Source organism: Streptomyces marokkonensis, assembly GCF_039539045.1.
GTDB classification, from domain to species: Bacteria; Actinomycetota; Actinomycetes; order Streptomycetales; family Streptomycetaceae; genus Streptomyces; species Streptomyces marokkonensis.
The window spans coordinates 1-16706 of sequence record NZ_BAABCQ010000009.1 but is presented as its reverse complement, the minus strand read 5'-3'; the positions used below and the strand labels follow the sequence as shown (position 1 = coordinate 16706).

20 protein-coding genes are annotated in these 16706 nt (G+C 70.2%); all 20 read left to right on the top strand.

What is annotated here, in order from left to right; translation table 11 throughout:
- Positions 1 to 8: 8 nt before the first annotated feature.
- Complete coding sequence (locus ABEA26_RS03570) at positions 9 to 467, top strand: hypothetical protein (RefSeq protein WP_345589101.1); 459 nt, start codon at positions 9 to 11, stop codon at positions 465 to 467.
- Between the two features lie 18 nt (positions 468 to 485).
- Positions 486 to 2339 (top strand): hypothetical protein, encoded by a 1854-nt coding sequence (locus ABEA26_RS03565; RefSeq protein ID WP_345589099.1) that lies wholly within the window; start codon positions 486 to 488, stop codon positions 2337 to 2339.
- Positions 2339 to 3034: a hypothetical protein gene (locus tag ABEA26_RS03560; protein ID WP_345589097.1), complete on the top strand. Its 696-nt coding sequence runs from the start codon at positions 2339 to 2341 to the stop codon at positions 3032 to 3034. The genes ABEA26_RS03565 and ABEA26_RS03560 overlap by 1 nt, the downstream gene beginning before the upstream one ends.
- Entirely contained in the window at positions 3031 to 3348 is a 318-nt protein-coding gene (locus tag ABEA26_RS03555; RefSeq protein WP_345589096.1) for a hypothetical protein, read from the top strand. Before ABEA26_RS03560 ends, ABEA26_RS03555 begins: the two co-directional genes overlap by 4 nt.
- Before the next feature lie 12 nt (positions 3349 to 3360).
- Complete coding sequence (locus ABEA26_RS03550; protein ID WP_345589095.1) at positions 3361 to 3711, top strand: hypothetical protein; 351 nt, start codon at positions 3361 to 3363, stop codon at positions 3709 to 3711.
- Positions 3708 to 4142 carry a minor capsid protein gene (locus tag ABEA26_RS03545; protein ID WP_345589093.1) on the top strand — a complete coding sequence of 145 codons (435 nt, stop codon included), beginning with the start codon at positions 3708 to 3710 and terminating at the stop codon, positions 4140 to 4142. The genes ABEA26_RS03550 and ABEA26_RS03545 overlap by 4 nt, the downstream gene beginning before the upstream one ends.
- An 11-nt stretch (positions 4143 to 4153) precedes the next feature.
- Positions 4154 to 4639, top strand: a complete 486-nt coding sequence (locus ABEA26_RS03540; RefSeq protein WP_345589090.1) for a phage tail tube protein — start codon at positions 4154 to 4156, stop codon at positions 4637 to 4639.
- Between the two features lies 1 nt (position 4640).
- Complete coding sequence (locus tag ABEA26_RS03535; RefSeq protein ID WP_345589088.1) at positions 4641 to 5162, top strand: DUF7426 family protein; 522 nt, start codon at positions 4641 to 4643, stop codon at positions 5160 to 5162.
- 32 nt (positions 5163 to 5194) lie between these two features.
- The gene (locus ABEA26_RS03530; RefSeq protein WP_345589086.1) at positions 5195 to 5362 is read left to right on the top strand and encodes a hypothetical protein; all 168 of its coding nucleotides are present in this window, start codon (positions 5195 to 5197) and stop codon (positions 5360 to 5362) included.
- Positions 5363 to 5367: 5 nt separating this feature from the next.
- Positions 5368 to 7827: a phage tail tape measure protein gene (locus ABEA26_RS03525; protein ID WP_345589084.1), complete on the top strand. Its 2460-nt coding sequence runs from the start codon at positions 5368 to 5370 to the stop codon at positions 7825 to 7827.
- Positions 7828 to 7830: 3 nt separating this feature from the next.
- Positions 7831 to 11637 carry a hypothetical protein gene (locus ABEA26_RS03520; RefSeq protein WP_345589082.1) on the top strand — a complete coding sequence of 1269 codons (3807 nt, stop codon included), beginning with the start codon at positions 7831 to 7833 and terminating at the stop codon, positions 11635 to 11637.
- A 9-nt stretch (positions 11638 to 11646) separates the two neighbouring features.
- On the top strand, positions 11647 to 12141 hold the full coding sequence (locus tag ABEA26_RS03515) for a hypothetical protein (protein ID WP_345589080.1): 495 nt from the start codon (positions 11647 to 11649) through the stop codon (positions 12139 to 12141).
- A gap of 64 nt (positions 12142 to 12205) precedes the next feature.
- Positions 12206 to 13117 carry an N-acetylmuramoyl-L-alanine amidase gene (locus ABEA26_RS03510; protein WP_345589077.1) on the top strand — a complete coding sequence of 304 codons (912 nt, stop codon included), beginning with the start codon at positions 12206 to 12208 and terminating at the stop codon, positions 13115 to 13117.
- A gap of 16 nt (positions 13118 to 13133) precedes the next feature.
- A complete protein-coding gene (locus ABEA26_RS03505) occupies positions 13134 to 13397 on the top strand; it encodes a hypothetical protein (protein WP_345589075.1) in 264 nt (87 codons plus the stop codon).
- Positions 13397 to 13657 carry a hypothetical protein gene (locus ABEA26_RS03500; protein ID WP_345589073.1) on the top strand — a complete coding sequence of 87 codons (261 nt, stop codon included), beginning with the start codon at positions 13397 to 13399 and terminating at the stop codon, positions 13655 to 13657. Before ABEA26_RS03505 ends, ABEA26_RS03500 begins: the two co-directional genes overlap by 1 nt.
- Positions 13658 to 13777: 120 nt before the next feature.
- On the top strand, positions 13778 to 14509 hold the full coding sequence (locus tag ABEA26_RS03495) for a DUF6879 family protein (protein WP_345589072.1): 732 nt from the start codon (positions 13778 to 13780) through the stop codon (positions 14507 to 14509).
- Between the two features lie 9 nt (positions 14510 to 14518).
- Positions 14519 to 15358 (top strand): helix-turn-helix domain-containing protein, encoded by an 840-nt coding sequence (locus ABEA26_RS03490; RefSeq protein WP_345589070.1) that lies wholly within the window; start codon positions 14519 to 14521, stop codon positions 15356 to 15358.
- 87 nt (positions 15359 to 15445) lie between these two features.
- Positions 15446 to 15907 (top strand): hypothetical protein, encoded by a 462-nt coding sequence (locus tag ABEA26_RS03485; protein ID WP_345589068.1) that lies wholly within the window; start codon positions 15446 to 15448, stop codon positions 15905 to 15907.
- Entirely contained in the window at positions 15904 to 16311 is a 408-nt protein-coding gene (locus ABEA26_RS03480; RefSeq protein WP_345589066.1) for a hypothetical protein, read from the top strand. Before ABEA26_RS03485 ends, ABEA26_RS03480 begins: the two co-directional genes overlap by 4 nt.
- A gap of 56 nt (positions 16312 to 16367) precedes the next feature.
- Positions 16368 to 16706, top strand: a 339-nt coding sequence (locus ABEA26_RS36260) for a hypothetical protein (RefSeq protein ID WP_425587780.1), incomplete at its 3' end; no start/stop codon positions are given.

The window sequence follows — 16706 nt, the reverse complement described above, 5'->3', positions numbered from 1 at the left end:
GAGGCCGCATGGCTGATCTCGTGACGAACATCGGCAAGGGCCGGCACGTGTACTACGCCGGCGTCGCCGAGGCCGGTACGGGCGGGGCGGTGCTGCGGGCGGTGGTGCTGGAGGCGACGGGCCTGGAGGCGGACGACGCGCTCCAGGACTACGACACTCTGGCGGCGCTGCTGGCGGGGGCCAGCAACGAGCAGGTGACGATGGGCCGGAAGGCGTTGACCGGGGTCACGGTGACCGTGGACGACGTCGGCAACATGGCGTCGTGGACGGCCGGGGACCTGGTGTGGGCGGACGCCACCGGCAACCCGACAGGGAAGATCGCCATCTGCTTCGACTCCACCGGGGCCGGAACGGACGCCCAGTTGATCCCGCTGACCGTGCACGACTTCGCGGTCACCCCGGACGGTACGTCGATCACCGCGTCCGTCGGCGCAGGCGGCATCGCCGTCTCCGAGAACGCCGCATAGGGGGAAGGGGGCGAGGTCGTGCCCGTCATCGCACTCGGGACTGCCCCGGAGACGGCCACGGCCGCGCCCCTGCCCGGCAGGATCGCCACACCGGCCGTCGATCTGGCCGACGACTTCAACGACAACGTCGTGGACACCGTGCTGTGGCCCGACTCGTACGGCGGCATCACCGAGGCCGGCGGCCGCGCCCAGGTGCCGTGCGGGCTGGACTACGCCGCGTACGCCTCCGCCACGATCTACACCCTGCGCGGCAGCCAGTTCTCCTGCCGGATGTACCCGGCACCGCTCGGCGACTCCCTGATCGCATGCTGGTCGCAGGTCCTCATCCAGACCACCACGCCCGGCACCGACGTCGTCATCGAGCACAACGCGGTCGCCGATACCCTCGGCATGGCCCTCCGCGTCGGCTACGTCGACCCCGACTACACGGCGATCCCGTACGACCCGGACGCCCACGCCTACCTCCGGATCCGGCAGACCGGCACGGACCTGCTGTGGGAGACAAGCCCGAACGGCGTCGCCTGGGTGGTCCGCCGCACGGTGGCCGCACCCGCCTGGGCGTCGGATCCGACGCTCCAGGTCCAGCTCATCGCCCACCGCGACGACGGCACCCCAGACGTAGCGCAGTTCGACGACGCCAACGTCACGCCGATCATCACCGTGGTGCCGCTCGGCCCCGCGGGCGAGGCATCCGCTGCTGGCCTGGTGGGCGTGGCACGGTCGGCCAGCATGGCGGGCGCCGGAACGGCCGACGCCGCCGGGCCGTGGACCGCAGCGAAGGCCGCTCCGGTGAGCGCGGCTCAGTCGGCGGAGGCTGCTGGCGGGCTGACGGCGGCGCGCAGTGTCCAGCTGGAGGCGGCGCACGAGACGTCGGCGGCCGGCCTGATCGGGCGCGCGCGGACGGCAGTCTTCGGTACGGCTTCCGACCAGGCTGCTGCGGGCGCGGTCGTCGCTGCGAAGAGCGGACCGGTCGGCTCGGCGCGTGTCGTCGACGAGGCCCAGCTCCTCGCCGGGGCGAAGCGGCTCGCGCTCGGGACGACGGCGAGCGCGGAACAGGCTGGCAGCTTCATGGCGGCCGGGGACACCCGGATCGCAGACGCCCGCGCCACGGACCGCGGGCGCCCGGTGACCGGCAGTAAGACCACCTCCACCGGCCAGGCGGCGGCCGTGGACGATGCGCTGCCGGTCACCGCAGCCAAGGACCAGCCCATCGGGGCAGCCCCAGCGAGGGAAGAGGCTCAGCCGTTCACCGCTGGACGGACGGCACCGGTGGCGGGCGCCCACGAGCGAACACAGGCGGGCACGCTCACCGGCGGGAAACGGCACGTCCTGGGCGCGGCTCGCGACGCGAGCACAGCCCGCGTGCTCCGCGCTCAGGCAGCCGGGGAACTCGGCGCCGCCTGGACCACCGACGGAGCCGCCCCGCTGACCGGTGGCAAGCGGCGCATCCTCGGCGCCGCAACCGCTGCAGAGACCAGCCGCCCACTGACAGCAGGGCACACCGTACGGCTCGGTCCAGCCCATACGGTCGACCGAGCGGCGCCACTCGCGCAGGGCAAGGGCCGCTCCCTCGGCGTGGCTCGCTGCACCGAGCAGGCACGCACGATCACGCCGGCGAAGCGCAGCAGCCTTCGGGCGGCGACGGCCCCGGATGGCGCCGGCCAGATCCGGCAGCCGTTCCAGACCCGCCGCCTTCGCGCCGCGCGCTCCCTCGAGGAAGCGGCCGCGATTCCGTGGCAGAAGCGGCGGCCGGCCTACCAGCTCACGCCGAGCACGGCCGGGCCGGTGCTGACGGCCTCGTCGGCTGGACCCACTCTCACCGCTTCGACTGTCGGCCCGAGCCTGGTCGCAACATTCACTGGAGGTGGCTGATGCCCGACGTGGGAGACGTGGTCACCGCGCAGCTGCTGGTGACCCCGTACGACGCGACGACGGTCGCGACGCTGACGGTGACCGCACCGGACGGCACCACATCCACACCGGTCACGGCGACTGTGGATAGCGGGCAGACGTGGACGGCGCCGCTCACGTACACGGCGGCCGGGGTGTGGCTGCTGCGGTGGACGGTGACGGGCACGGGCTCCTCGGTGGAGAACGAGCAGGTCTCCGTGGCCCCCACCCCAGGGACCGGGCCGGGGTACCGGTCCTACGCCACAACGACTGACCTGGCGAACTACCTGCGCGCCGCGCCGCCTTTGGATGCGGCCGGCCTCTTGGCGGACGCCTCACGGATGCTCGACACGATGGTCCTCGCGTACTGCCGATACGACGTGGACGACGCCAGCATGCCCACCGACCTGGACGTCGCCGCGGCGATCGGCCGAGCGGTGTGCGCTCAAGTCGCCTGGTGGGACGAGATCGGCGACCACACCGGCGCCGCCGGAGCCGGGTACGGCAACGTGTCGATCGGCTCCGTCGCCCTGGGCCGAACCACCGGCAGCGCATCGGCGTCGGCATCCGGCGGAGACGCTGCGGCCCGGCAGATCGCTCCGCAGGTGTGGGACGAGCTGAGGGCGCCATCTCTGCACGACAAGCTGTTCGTCGGCGCGGTGACGGTGCCCTGGTGAGCGCCATCCCCGGGTGGCTGCTGCGCCACCGCATCACCATCGAGCCCTACCAGGGCGACTCCAGCACGGGCCCGGTCTACGGCCCGCCTGCCGAGGTGCGCGCCTTCGTGGACGAGCAGACCCGCGCGGTGGTCTCCCCGGGCGGGGAGAACGTGACGTCCTCGTCGACTGCCTACGCCCGGCCGGGCACGGCTGCGCCGCCCCTGTCCCGGGTCACTCTGCCGTCCGGCCGGAAGACCACGGTGATCGCCGCGCTGCCCCGCGATGGCGGGGGCCTTCCGACACCGGACCACGTGGAAATCCAACTCCAGTAGAAGGAGGCTGTCGTGGCGCAGCGTTTCCGACTCGACTTCAACGGAGCAGGCGTCGAGCGGGAGCTCCGCGCCGCCGCCGCTCGCGGCCTGCTCCTCGCCGCAGAGCACGTCCTGACCGAGGCCCAAGACGTCGTCCCGCTCGACGAGGGATACCTCCAGTCCACCGGCACCGCCTCCGTAGACGAAGGCGACCTCACCGCCGCCGTGAGTTTTGACGGCCCGTACGCCGTCCGGCAGCACGAGGAGCTGGACTGGCGGCACGCACCCGGCAGGCAGGCCAAGTACCTGGAACAGCCGCTGAACGCGAACCGCGGCCCGGTACAGCGGCTCATCGCAGCCGAGATGAGGCGGGCCCTGCGGTGAGCACGCACGACGCCGACCTGTTCCAGGGCGTCGCCGAGCTCCTCGACACAGAGGGCATCGGCACCTACGCCCCAGACGCGGTCCTCCCGGCCGACGTCACCGGCATCGTCCTCGGCAAGAGCCCGGACGGCCCCGACCGGGTGCTGGGCCTCACCCCGTATCCCGTCGCCGACGACGACAGCACCGACTCGGTCACCGGCATTCAGGCCCGCATGCGCTGGGGCACGGACGCGGCTGGCCTGGTGCAGCTCGCTGACGACGTCTTCAACGTCCTCCACAACCGCCGTAACTACCTGCTGCGCGGGGTGCGGGTGGAAATCTCCTGGCGTAACAGCCAGGCGTGGATCGGCCAGGACACGCACGGCCGCATGGAGCTGGTCGGCAACTACTACTTCCGGACCGTGCGGACCGGACCCCGCCAGAGCGACTGAGGAGAAGGACTATGTCGACACCCGTCGAGACCAACGAGAACGAGCTGGCCCGTGAGTGGCGCCTCGAAGTGAACATCGGCACGGCTGAGCTCCCAGACTGGCAGCTCTGCCCTGGTGTCAGGGAGTTCCAGCCGTCCGCCGAGCCCAACATCGAGGACTCCAGCGACTACGACTCGGACGGCTGGGCCGGGAACACCAAGACCGCGCAGGCCTGGGAGATCACGGTCACCATCCGCCGCAAGGCCAACAAGACCTCCAAGGTGTACAACGACGTCCACGAGGCCATTCGTCTCGCCTCCGACGAGTACGGCGACGCCAACCTCGTGCACCTGCGATGGATGAACCGCAACGGCCTCCCGGAGGCGTACGAGGGCAAGGCCATCCCGACGTGGGCTCCGGCCGGCGGCGAGTACTCCGCGCTGGGCGAGGTGGAGATCACGTTCACGGGTGACGGGCCGCGCACGGCGATCGAAAACCCGCTCGTGGTGACCCCCTGATATGGCTGCGCAGTTCGAAGCGCTCGGGGACTTCCTCGACGACTACCTGGAACTGCCCGTCTCCGTGGGGGACGGGCAGACTCGCGTCTACCGGATTCCGTCGCCGACCGCCGAGGCGGGCTTGCGCGTCGAGGCCATCACCAAGGCGGCGGCTCAGCTCTTCCTCGGCGGCGTCGAACCCGACGCGGAGATGCTCAACGACGACGAGGAGAAGGACCTCTTCCGCCTCGTCCTCGGCCCGGTGCACGACGAAATCGCCGCCGACCTCAGCTGGACCCGATTCCGGCACGTCGCCATGACCACGATGGTGTGGGTCCTCAACGACCGCGACACCGCCGCGAAATTCTGGTCCAGCGGTGGCGACCCTTCTCTCTTGGCCCCGAATCGGGCGGCCCGTCGGCAGCCGAGGTCTCAGCCCTCGGCATCGGCCGCGGCGAGCTCGATGAAGCAACGGGGCTCTACGAGTGGTACGAGGGCGGGCTCCCGCCAGCGTCGCAGGCGCGGTCCCAGGGCAAGCGGGTAACCCGCACCGATCTGCTGGAGCAGTGGCCGCTGGTGGAGGCGGACTTCCAGGACACCTACGGCCTCGACCTCGACGACGAGCAGCTGCTCGCACGCCGATCGTGGCGCTGGTTCCAGACCCGCCTCTACGGCCTCGTCTCGGCAGACTCCCGCATCGCGCGGCACTTCGCACCTCCACCCCCCAAGCAACGTAGGAGGTAGCCGCCGTGGCTCTCGTCGTAGGCGAACTCACCGGCGTCATCAGCCTCGACGCGGAAGGCGTCACCCGCGGTCTCACCCAGGCCGAACGCGCCATGCGCACGGCCGGGCAGACCATGGGCGACGACGCCGAGCGGGCTGGGCAGCGGGCCGGGCAGCAGCTCGGTGACGGTGTCGCCGACGGCCTGTCCGGTGTGCAGGACGAAGCCGCGCGGGCTGGCCGTCAGGCCGGGGAGGAACTCGGCGACGGCATCGTCCGCGGTGCCGACGGTCGCCTCCGCAACGCCCGCGGCCAGTTTGTGGCGGCCGGCCGCGATGCGGGGGACGCCGTCGGTGACGGGCTCGGTGATGCGGGCGCGCAGGGCGCGGACGAGGCCGTTGGCGGCATGGGCGAAAAGTTGGGCGCGCTGAAGATGGCCGCGGCCGGGGTCGGCGCGGCGGCGGGCGCTCTCCTCATGGCGTCCTTCGGCGAGGCCCTGGACCAGAGCCGGATCACCGCACGGCTCGGCGCACAGCTGGGGAAGACGCCGGCTGAGGCCAAGAAGTACGGGCAGATCGCAGGCAAGCTGTACTCCTCGGCGATCACGGACGACTTCCAGGGCGCCGCTGACGCGATCCGGGCGACGGCCGGTGCGGGTTTGTTCCCGCCGGGGGCGACGAACGCGCAGCTTCAGTCCATTGCGACCAAGGCCGCCGACCTTGCCAACGTCTTCGATGTCGATGTGTCGGAGGCAGCGCAGGCCGCCGGTATCGCGGTCAAGACGGGGCTCGCGAAGGATTCCACCGAGGCGTTCGACCTGATCGCCAAGGGCATGGTGGGACTCGGCAAGGACGGCGAGGACCTGCTGGAGACCATCAGCGAGTACGGCGTCCAGTTCGCCAAATCCGGTCTGTCCGGGCGTACAGCGGTCGGTCTGATGCGTCAGGCGATCCAGGCCGGTTGGAAGGACACCGACAAGCTCGCGGACGCCTTCAAGGAGCTGGAGCTGCGCGTCACCGGTGGTGGAAAGGCGCAGGTCGATGCTCTGAAGTCGATCGGCCTGAACGCCGACGAGATGATCGAAGCTCTGTCGGCCGGCGGCCAGCGTGGCGAGGAAGCCATGACGAAGATTCACGACGCGATCGTGGAGCTAGGGCCGGAGTCGAACGTCGCAAAGAAGGCCGTTCAGGATTTGTTCGGCGGCCCGGGTGAGGATCTCGGTGCCGCGTTTTTCAAGCTGAATCTGCACGAGGCCCGCAACGCCATGGGGGACACCGCAGGGGCCGCTGACGAGCTGGGCAACACGCTGCGGGACAACGCGGGAACGAAGGTGAAGGCTTTCCAGCGGGGTTTGCAGCAGGGTGTCGTCGACTTCCTCGGGGGCGTCGTGATCCCGGGTATCGACACCTTCCGGAAGGCGCTCGGCGGTATCTGGTCGGAGGCCGGGCAGGCTGCGGATACCCAGGCGTTCGCTGACCGGGTGGTCGCGTTCCTGCCGATCCTGGGTCAGCGGCTCGCGCAGAAGGCCCGCGAGCTGGCCCCGAGAATCGTGGAGGGGCTCACGGGGGCTGGGCAGGCGGTCGCCGAGTGGGTGATGGCCAACCCGACGCAGCTCTTCAAGGCCACTGCGATCGCGGCGGCGATCACCATCGCGCTGCTGGCGCTGCCCGCGCTGGTGGCGCTCGCGTTCAGCGCGGCCGCTGTGACGATGATGGTCGCTTTCGTGTCGAGGCTGGTGAGCTCGGCGGGCGAGAACCTGCCCCGGCTCGGGTCGGCGGTCGGCAACTGGTTCGGCGGCCTGTGGTCGACGTACGTGTCCGGGCCCGTGTCCCGGACCTGGGCGTCGTTCATTGCCTCGGTGCAGGGGCTGCCCAGTCGGGCGAGCCGTGCCCTGGCAGGGCTCGGTGCGGCGGTCACCCTCCGGGCCGTCTCAGCCTGGCGATCCTTCCGGGACGCGACCGTCCAGCGGGCTCTCGGCGTCGTGTCGTGGGTGCGGGGCCTGCCGCGCAGGATCGCGGGCGCCTTCGGCAACGTGGGCTCCCTGCTGTACGGCAAGGGACAGGACGTGGTCCGGGGCCTGCTGCGCGGTGTCCAGAGCATGGGTGGCTGGCTCCGTGGTCGGCTGATCAGTTTCGCGAAGAACATGATCCCGGGGCCGATTGCCAAGGCCCTCAGTATCTCGAGCCCCTCCAAAGTCATGGCCAAGACCGTCGGCCGGTGGATTCCGCGGGGCATCGTCGCCGGTATCGAGTCGACGCAGGGCGAGGTCGACCGGACGATGGCCGGTCTGGTGTCCACGCCGACTCCGTCCGCGTCGTACGCCGGCGCCGTTGGCTCAGCCGTGGGAGCGGGTGGGCGAGCTGGCTCGGGTTCCATCCCGACGGTACGCATCACCGGTGGCGACGAGTGGGGCGACATGATCATCAGCACTATCCGTAAGCGCGTCGGCATCAGTGGCGGCGACGTTCAATTCGTGCTCGGGAGGTAGACGGTGGCGTTCCCGGAGGACCCGTTGGGGCTGCTCGCAGAGATCCTGGTCGACGGGCAGTGGGAGAAGCTTCCCCTATACACCCGAGACCCGATCACCCACCAGCGGGGCATCCGCAACCAGGGCAGGACCGCTGACCCGGCGGCCGTGCCGATGACGATCAACAACAAGAACGGCAAGTACAGTCCGCGCAATCCGATGAGCCCGTACTACGGGAAGATCGGCCGCAACACCCCCGTCCGCCTCAGCCTCCCCGGCGGCACCCCGCGCATGCTCCTGCCTCACGGCGGCGCCGGACGCGCCTGGACCCCCGACACAGCTGCCCTGGACATCACAACCAGCATCGACGTCCGTATCGAAGTCAACATCGCCAACTGGACCGCCGGCACGATCGTCGAGCTGTGCGGAAAGTACGACCTGCTCAACGCTGGCCGCTCGTGGCTGATGATGATCGCCGCAACTGGAGGGATCACCTTCCGACGCAGCCTCGACGGTGTCAGCATCAAGGAATTCACCTCGCAGGAACCGATCTACAGCTCCCCGTCCGGACGCACCGCACTGCGCTCCACCTGGGACGGCACCACTGGCATCTACACGCACTACACCGCCCCGACCATCGACGGACCCTGGACAGTCCTCGGAGCCCCGTCGACCCCCGGCACCACCGGCAGCCTGTACCAGTCGTCCGCCCCGCTCGAGGTCGGCAATGTGGCGACTATCGGTTATGACTCACCCGAGGGCGACGTCTACCGCTTCCAGCTCCGCAACGGCATCGACGGCCCCGTCGTCGCCGACGTCGACTTCACCACCCTGCCGCCAGGTACAACCGCCTTTGCCGACGCCACTGATCTGCCCTGGTCGCTGGCAGGAGACGCCGAGATCAGTGACCGCGTCCCGCGATTCACCGGCGAGATCAGCGAGTGGCCGCAGAAATGGGTTCCGTCGGGCGCGGACGCGTGGGTGCCCGTGCAGGCCGCTGGCATCCTGCGCCGCCTCGGCCAGGGCACCAAGGCCTTGGACAGTGCGCTCCGTCGCCGCATCCCGTCGTACGAGCCTCTGGCGTACTGGCCGATGGAGGAAGGGCAGGATGCCGACCGAGCGTCCACGCCGATCGCCGGAATGGACCCGCTGTATTTCACGAACGTGCAGTGGGGCGCCGACAGCAGCCTCCCGTCGTCCGCGCCGCTGCCCACGATCGCAGCGCAGACCGGGAACCTTTCACACATGTCCGGCATGATCCGGAACCTCTCGTGGGCGCCCGTGCCGGTGTGGTCTGTGATCTGGATGTACCACATGCCGCGGGTACCGGCGTCCCGGCGGACGTTCATGCTGATCCGGTCCACGGGTACCGTCCGCGACTGGTACGTGCAGATGGGCCCGGACAACACGAGGCTCCTCGGCCTCGGCTACGAGGGCGAGACGCTCGTCGACCGGATCATCCTGACCCCCTCGAACGTCATCTTCGGCAAGTGGATCAAAGCCAGGTTCTCCATCGAGCAGGAGGGCGGCAACGTCCGCTACATCCTGGTGTGGCAGGACATCAACGGCGACGCGATCCACTACGAGAACACGCTGCCCGGCGTCATCGGCAGACCGACCGGCGTCAGCTCACCGCCCGGCGGTTTCCACTCCGACCTCAACGGCATGGCGATCGGGCACATCTCCGCGTGGACTGAGTACGACACCGTCGCCTACGACAACGCCATGAACGCCTGGACCGGCGAGACGGCGGGCGCCCGGATGCTGCGCCTGTCCGCCGAGGAAAGCCTTCCTGTCACGCTGACCGGGCCGTCGGCCTCGACGGAGCCGGTGGGCTATCAGGACATGGCAGCTGTGCTCGCCCTGGTGCGGACGGCGGCTGACGCGGATGGCGGCCTGCTCACGGAGGACCAGACGGCGCTGCGGATCATGTACCGGCCGCGGTCGACGCTGTACTCGCAGGAGCCCGCGCTGGTCCTGGACTACACGCTGGGGCAGATCGCCGCGCCGCTGGATCCGGTCGACGACGACACGAGCATCCGCAATGACGTCACCGTCACCCGGGAGGGGGGATCCTCGGCCCGTGTCGTCCTCGCTGAAGGCTCGCTGTCGGTGCAGGACCCGCCCGACGGCGTCGGCGTCTACGACGACTCCATCACCCTGTCCCTGGCCACCGACACCCAGACCGGTCCGCGCGCGTTCTGGGAGCTGCATCTGGGCACGTGGGACGAGCCCCGCTACCCGGACGTCACGATCAACTTGCACCGGCACCCCGCGCTGATCCCCGCGGTGCTGGCCCTGCGCGAGGGCGACGTCATCCAGCTGAAGAACATGCCGACCTGGGTCGCCCCGGACGACGTCGACCTGATGGTCATGGGCCTGAAGGAGACGCTTCTGCCCCGGACGTGGACTATCACCTACGACTGCACGCCGGCCGGGCCCTGGCAGACCGGTGCAGTCGGTGACGGACTGCTGGGCCGGGTGGACACGGACGGGTCTGTGCTGGCCGCCGGTGCGGGTACGGCTGATGGCGAGCTGCTGGTGCACACGCCGCCGCAGGGGGCGCTGCCGCCACGGCCGTGGATCACGTCCCTCGACCGGCTCACCGCCAACCCGGACTTCGAGACGGACCTTGCGGGCTGGACGGCTACCGGCGGCACCCTCGCTCGTGTGCCGACGCCGAGACCGGCGCCGTTCGGCGGGGACTGGAGCATGCAGCTCACCCCCACCGGGGTGGCCGCGCTCGCGTACGTGTCGTCGGCTGCGGTACCGGTCACCGCCGGGGCCACCTACGTGCCGTACGGATGGCTGCGCTGCGCAGTGTCCAGGGCAGTCGGCCTGAACGTGAACTGGTTCGACACCGCCGGCGCGTACTTGACGACGTCGGCGATCACCGTGCCGGTCACGGCCGGAACGTGGACACAGCCCACCGGCACCGTCACGGCCCCGGCCGGGGCTGCCACAGCGGAGATCGTGCCCACGCTGACCTCCACACCGCCCGCCTCACACGTGCTGCTGGCGGACGTCATCCTCCTCAGCACCGGCGCGAAGGGGGAGTACGCGCGCGAGTTCCCCTACGACCTCCGTCTCGGCGGGGAGATCGTCCGGGTGGCTGACGCAAGTCCCGCGGTCCTGGATACCTTCCAGCGGACCGTTGTCGGCGGCTGGGGCACCGCCGACACCGGCCAGGACTGGACGCTGGGCGGCGCTCCGGCCGACTTCAGCGTCGGCTCCGGGTACGGGGCGGTCACTCATCCGGTCACGGGCATCGCGCACATCACCCAGGTGCCTGCGCCGGGCCCGGACGTGGATCTGTACGTGGACGTCGCGACGAGTGTCCTGGCCGCGGGCGGCAGCCTGTTCGCCGGGCCGATCGTCCGCGCTGACGGCAACACGTCGTTCTACATGGCCCGGCTGGAATTCACCCCCACGGCCGGCATCGTGCTCACCCTGCGCAGGCGCGTAAACGACGTGGAGACCCAGCTCGGGACGTACACCAGCGGCCTCACCCACACCGCCGGGACCTGGTATCGGGTCCGGCTGCGGGCAGAGGGCGCCTCGTTGGCGGCGAAGGTCTGGCGGGCCTCGGCCTCGGAGCCGACGGTGTGGCAGGTAGGGGCCACCGACTCGGCCATCGGGGACGGGCAGCTTGGTACCCGCTCCTTCGCCGACGTCAGCAGCACGGTGGTCAACCCGCAGATCCGTTTCGACGCTGTACGGCTGGTGACGCCACAGCGGATGACCGTCACGCGGTCCGTCAACAGCATCACCAAGACTCACGCCGCGGGCACGGACGTGCGGCTCGCCACCCCGACTCGACTCGCTCTGTAGGAGGACCCTGTGGCCTATGAGCCTTGGCAGCCGGGCATGATCCTGACCGCCGACCGGATGGCGTCGATCTCGCCGACGTGGCGGGCCTGGACCCCCAGCTGGACTACCAGCAGCGGCGCGCATCTGCCCTCGTTCGGAGATGCGTCCATCGATTGTGCGTATGCCGAGTCGGCTGGCACGGTGTTTTGGCGGATGGAGATCATTTTCGGGGCCACCACGAATTTCGGCGGGGGCGGAGGCGGCGACAACTGGCTCTTCAGCTTGCCGGTGAGCGCCTCCGGTCTGCCGTCCTGTATCGGCTTCTTCGAGTTGAACGCCTCGGTGGATGTGCGGGTGGTGGCGCGCGGTCGGTGTGTCACTACCGGCGACGTCGCTCTGGAGATCTCGTCGGGCAAGGTTGACGGGTCAGCAGTTACCACTGGCGGTATCGCCGACGCTGTTTCTCCGTGGGCCTGGGCCGCTGACCACTCCATTCGAGGCAGTGGCCAGTACCAGCGCTCGTAATCCACATCCGTCTCGTCCGCCCCGCGCCATCCCGGCCGGGGCTTTCCTCATGCCTGGAGGGCCCATGGCCTCACCCATGTCCGCGAACAGCTTCCTCAAGGCACTGAAAGCAGAGGGCCTGACCGTCGTCGAGGTCGACGACTGGCGCGACCACAACCGCAACCACAAGGGCCCCTGGGGCCCGGTGCACGGCGTGATGATCCACCACACCGTCACCCGGGACTCCGCCCACACCGTCAACATCTGCCGCAAGGGCTACAGCGGGCTGCCCGGCCCGCTCTGCCACGGCGTCATCACCAAGGACGGCCGCGTGCACCTCGTCGGCTACGGCCGCGCGAACCACGCCGGGCTCGGCGACCCGGACGTCCTCCGCGCGGTCATCGCCGAGCGCCAGCTGCCCGGCGACAACGAGGCCAGCACCGACGGCAACCGGCACTTCTACGGCTTCGAGTGCGAGAACCTCGGCGACGGCGACGACCCCTGGCCGGACGCCCAGCTCGAGGCCATCGTCCGCGCGATCACCGCCGTCTGCCGTCACCACGGCTGGAACGCCCGCAGCGCGCTCCGGCACCTGGACTGGCAGCCCGGCAAGGTCGACCCGCGCGGGATCGACTGGGACGACATCGAGGCCCGCGTCACGAAGCGCCTCGGCGGGAAGCCGGCCACCGCGCCGCGGCCGACACCGTCCCGGCCGGTCGTCGACCTGTCCCAGCTGCGCGCCGCGGCCCGCTCGAACCCGTCCGCTCAGGGGCAGCCCGTCACCTACGCCGGCGTCCGCACCGTGGAGGCCGCGCTCGTCGACGAGGGCCTGCTCAGCAAGGCCTACAGCGACGGCCACTTCGGCACCACCACCGTCACCGCCTACGCGGCGTGGCAGCGCCGCCTCGGCTACCGCGGCCAGGACGCCGACGGCATCCCCGGCCGCACCTCCCTCGAACGCCTCGGCGACCGCCACGGCTTCACCGTCACCTCCTGATCGGAAGGACCACCCCATGCCCGAGCTCCACTTCGACGGCCAGACCGTCGTGAAGACCGGCACCGCCTACGCCCGCGATCTCGCCGAGCGCACCCTGGCCACCGCCGTCGTCGCGGCCGGCGGTGTCGCCGTCGCCGCGGGCCCCGCCGACATGTTCAGCGCCTCCTTCTGGGAGACCATGGCCGCGGCTGGCATCGCGGCCGCCGGGTCCCTGGTGAAGGGGATGTTGGCCCGGGCGTTCGGCACGAAGAACTCCGCGAGTCTCGCCAAGGGGGTCTGATGACGACGCCCGACCCGGGCGTGTACATCAGCACTGGCCAGATGTACCAAGAGGTGAGGGACCTGGCTCAGACCGTCAGCCGGATCGAGTCCAAGATCGACGGCATCCTCGACGACACCAAGGACATCCGCGCCGACATCGCCGACCACGAACTCAGGATCCGCACCCTCGAACGCGCCCGCTGGCCGATGCCGACGATCGGCGTCCTCGCCGGTGTGGCCGGCGCCGCCACCGGCGCCATCGCCCTCTTCGCCCGATAACCCGCGGCCCCGCCCTCCCCTTCGTGGGAGGGCGGGGCCGCTTCGTCATGTCCGGGCGCCCTGTTGCCCCCGTGCCCTGGGGGACTACGGTGCGGCCCACATCTACCGAAGGGGACCACCATGACCCGCCGCTTCTGGAAGGTCGGCACGAACTCGGGAAACAACGGCTGCCCCACCCTCTACAGCCAGCCCGGCGGCGGCACCTACGTCGTCCAGGGAGACCCCGTCACCGATCCCGCCGAGCTGAAGCAGCTCGACCTCGATGATGGAGAAGCCGCCGTCACCGTCCCGCACGAGCTGCTCGCGAACTTCGGCCCGAAGGACACCGTCGACATGCCCCAGACCATCAGCTTCGACGAGTTCGACGGCATGTTCACCAGCCTGCGCCACTCGGCATGGCGCCTGGAGACCCGCAGTCGGTACGCGTGGGACGAACAGCAGGACACGTACCGCGAGTTCCTCGAGCAGGACCGCGTCGACTGGGACCTCGATGACCCCTGGTGCCAGGAACGGCGAGAGCAGACCGCTCTCGGCAAGACCTTCCGCCGGGTCCGAATCCTCGACGAGCCGCCCACCGAAGGCCAGTGCTACCTCCTCGACAACGCCCGCCGCAACACCGCCGCAGGCGAGGAGATCCACATCCTCACCCGCAGCCAGGCCGACGGCCTGCGCCTGCCGCGCGAGGACTTCTGGCTCTTCGACACCCGCGTCGTCGCCCGCCTCGTGTTCGACCAGGACGACGAGATGACTGGCGTGGAGCTGATCACCAACCCGGTGGAAGTCCTCCGCTACGCTCAGGCCCGCGAGGCTGCCTGGCACCATTCCGTGCCTTACGACCAGGCCAGGCGGTAACTTCCCTGTGTGACCACGGACTTCCAGCAGGCCCGCGCGGCACTCGGACGGCGGCTGCGTGAGCTACGCGGCCAGCTCACGCAGCGCGCCCTGGCGGACCTGCTGGGCTGGCCGCAGGCCAAGGTCTCGAAGCTGGAGACCGGCCGCCAGACGGCCACGCCAGAGGACGCCATGGCGTGGGCCAAGGCCACCGGGCACCCCGCGGCCACCGAGGAACTCGTCGCTCGGCTGCAGGGCGTGGAGACCCACACCCGGTCGTGGCGTCGCCAGCTCAGTGCCGGCCACCGCCCGGTGCAGGACGTCCTCACCATCGAGTACGAGCGGTCCAGCGCGCTGCGAGCGTGGGAGGGCGCGATGGTCGTCGGCATGCTCCAGACCCCGGACTACGCGCGCTCCGTGTTCGCCCGCTACGCCGAGCTGCACCAGGCGCCCCGCGACATCGAGGAGGCAGTGCGGGCCCGCGTCCGCCGCCAAGAGCTGCTGTACCAGCCTGGCCGCACGTTCCACGTCGTCATGTGGGAGGCCGCCCTGCACGCCGCCGTGGCGCCGCCGGACGTCCTCGCCGCGCAACTCGATCGGCTCGGCAGCGTGATCGGCCTCGACACGGTACGGCTCGGGATCGTGCCGTTCGGCGCGCAGCTCGGCATCCCGCCGGCGAACGCGTTCTGGCTGTACGACAACCGTATGGCGATCGTGGAGGACTGGCACGCGGAGCTGTGGCTGGACGACGCTGACAGCGTGGCCTTGTACCGCCGGGTCTGGGAGACCCTCGAGCAGTCGGCCGTGTACGGCACCCAGGCGCGGCGCCTGATCGCGCGGGCCCGGGCGCACTTCGCCGACCTTCCCTGAGCATCACGGCGAATCGTCGCAGGCGGCAGTCGAATATTCGCGAATCAGGCTGGGCGTTGATTCTCGTTCGTTCCTACCGTGCTGGTCATGGCCACCAAGCCCGCTCGATCTCTTCGGGACGCAGGTCAGGAATGGCTCCTCGCCTGCACTGACCAGCCCACCCGCGTGCGCCGCGCCTGGAACGCGGACCGGCTTGCCCCGTTCGATACGGGCACCCACTGGCGCGTCGTGGAGGCACCGCTCCTGATGACGCTCCACGCCATGCGCCGTATCGGGTCGGCGCGGCTCGGCCCCGTCCTTGCCGACGCGGAGACCGACCTTGCCTGGTGGCTCGTCCACTCGCAGCTGGACGACGAGCTGGACGACATCCGTCAGCTCACCGTCCGGCCGGCCGGGTGGGTCCTCAAGTGCCCGCCCGTGCTCTCCCTACTGGGCGGGCGGACGTGGCTGGAGCGGCCGGACGGTACCGGCCGGCTCACCGATCCGGTCCTGCTCGGCGCCGCGTTCGGTCCGGGTGGGACCCGACTACCTACGGAGGTCCCAGCATGACGATCACCGAGCCCGAGACCGCCCCGGTTCCCGAAGAGGCGGCAGAGCCTTCGGTAGCCACGATCCTCCGGAAGGGGGCCAAGGGCCCTCGGGAGCGCGCCGTAGCACAGGCCCTGATCGAGGAACAGACCATCCTCGAACTCAACTCGGTCAGGAGCTGCCTACTGACCGAGGACGACGGCGTATGGACGTGCCGGTGGGAAGGGCTGCTCGGCCGCCAGTACGGCCTGGGTCTGGACGAGGAACAGCGGGCATTCTTCGGGCTCGTGCTGTCCCTGCTCGGTGTCGGGATGGATCCCCTGTCTGCTGCTCGCAAGCTGGACGAGCGCCGCCTGATGGTCCTCCTGCGGGCCATCCTCAAGGTCAATGGGAACAAGACGATCGCCGTGGGGAAGCGCATCTGACCCCCGCTGGTGCCACAGGGCGAGCGTGGCACCAGCGGGCCTACCGTCACCGGCGTGTGCTGTTCGCCGATCACGCCGGTGGCCCCGAGCGGCCCGTTCCCCGCTCCCCGTCGGGGGCGGGCCGCTCATCGCACAAGGTCGGCGAGGGGCACGTCGAGGACGCGCGCGATTCGGAGCAGCGTGAAGTAGGTCGGGTTCTGACGGCCGGATTCGATCTTCTGAAGGACGTTCCGGCTGATGCCAGCACCCAGGTGCAGTTGCTCCTGACTCATCCGCCGGGCGCGGCGTTCGGTGCGGATGCGCTGGCCGAGGACACGGCTGTGCTCATGAAGCCAAGCGTCGTCGTCGGGTGCGTGCACTCGACAAACCGTCTGACGAAGATCATCCTAAGTCAG

Excerpts from the sequence above, each read along its gene's own strand:
- ABEA26_RS03510 (WP_345589077.1), top strand. The coding sequence starts at position 12,206 with ATGGCCTCACCCATGTCCGCGAACAGCTTCCTCAAGGCACTGAAAGCA.
- ABEA26_RS03500 (WP_345589073.1), top strand. The coding sequence starts at position 13,397 with ATGACGACGCCCGACCCGGGCGTGTACATCAGCACTGGCCAGATGTAC.
- ABEA26_RS03560 (WP_345589097.1), top strand. The coding sequence starts at position 2,339 with ATGCCCGACGTGGGAGACGTGGTCACCGCGCAGCTGCTGGTGACCCCG.
- ABEA26_RS03495 (WP_345589072.1), top strand. The coding sequence starts at position 13,778 with ATGACCCGCCGCTTCTGGAAGGTCGGCACGAACTCGGGAAACAACGGC.
- ABEA26_RS03505 (WP_345589075.1), top strand. The coding sequence starts at position 13,134 with ATGCCCGAGCTCCACTTCGACGGCCAGACCGTCGTGAAGACCGGCACC.
- ABEA26_RS03535 (WP_345589088.1), top strand. The coding sequence starts at position 4,641 with ATGGCTGCGCAGTTCGAAGCGCTCGGGGACTTCCTCGACGACTACCTG.
- ABEA26_RS03570 (WP_345589101.1), top strand. The coding sequence starts at position 9 with ATGGCTGATCTCGTGACGAACATCGGCAAGGGCCGGCACGTGTACTAC.
- ABEA26_RS03540 (WP_345589090.1), top strand. The coding sequence starts at position 4,154 with ATGTCGACACCCGTCGAGACCAACGAGAACGAGCTGGCCCGTGAGTGG.
- ABEA26_RS03485 (WP_345589068.1), top strand. The coding sequence starts at position 15,446 with ATGGCCACCAAGCCCGCTCGATCTCTTCGGGACGCAGGTCAGGAATGG.
- ABEA26_RS03480 (WP_345589066.1), top strand. The coding sequence starts at position 15,904 with ATGACGATCACCGAGCCCGAGACCGCCCCGGTTCCCGAAGAGGCGGCA.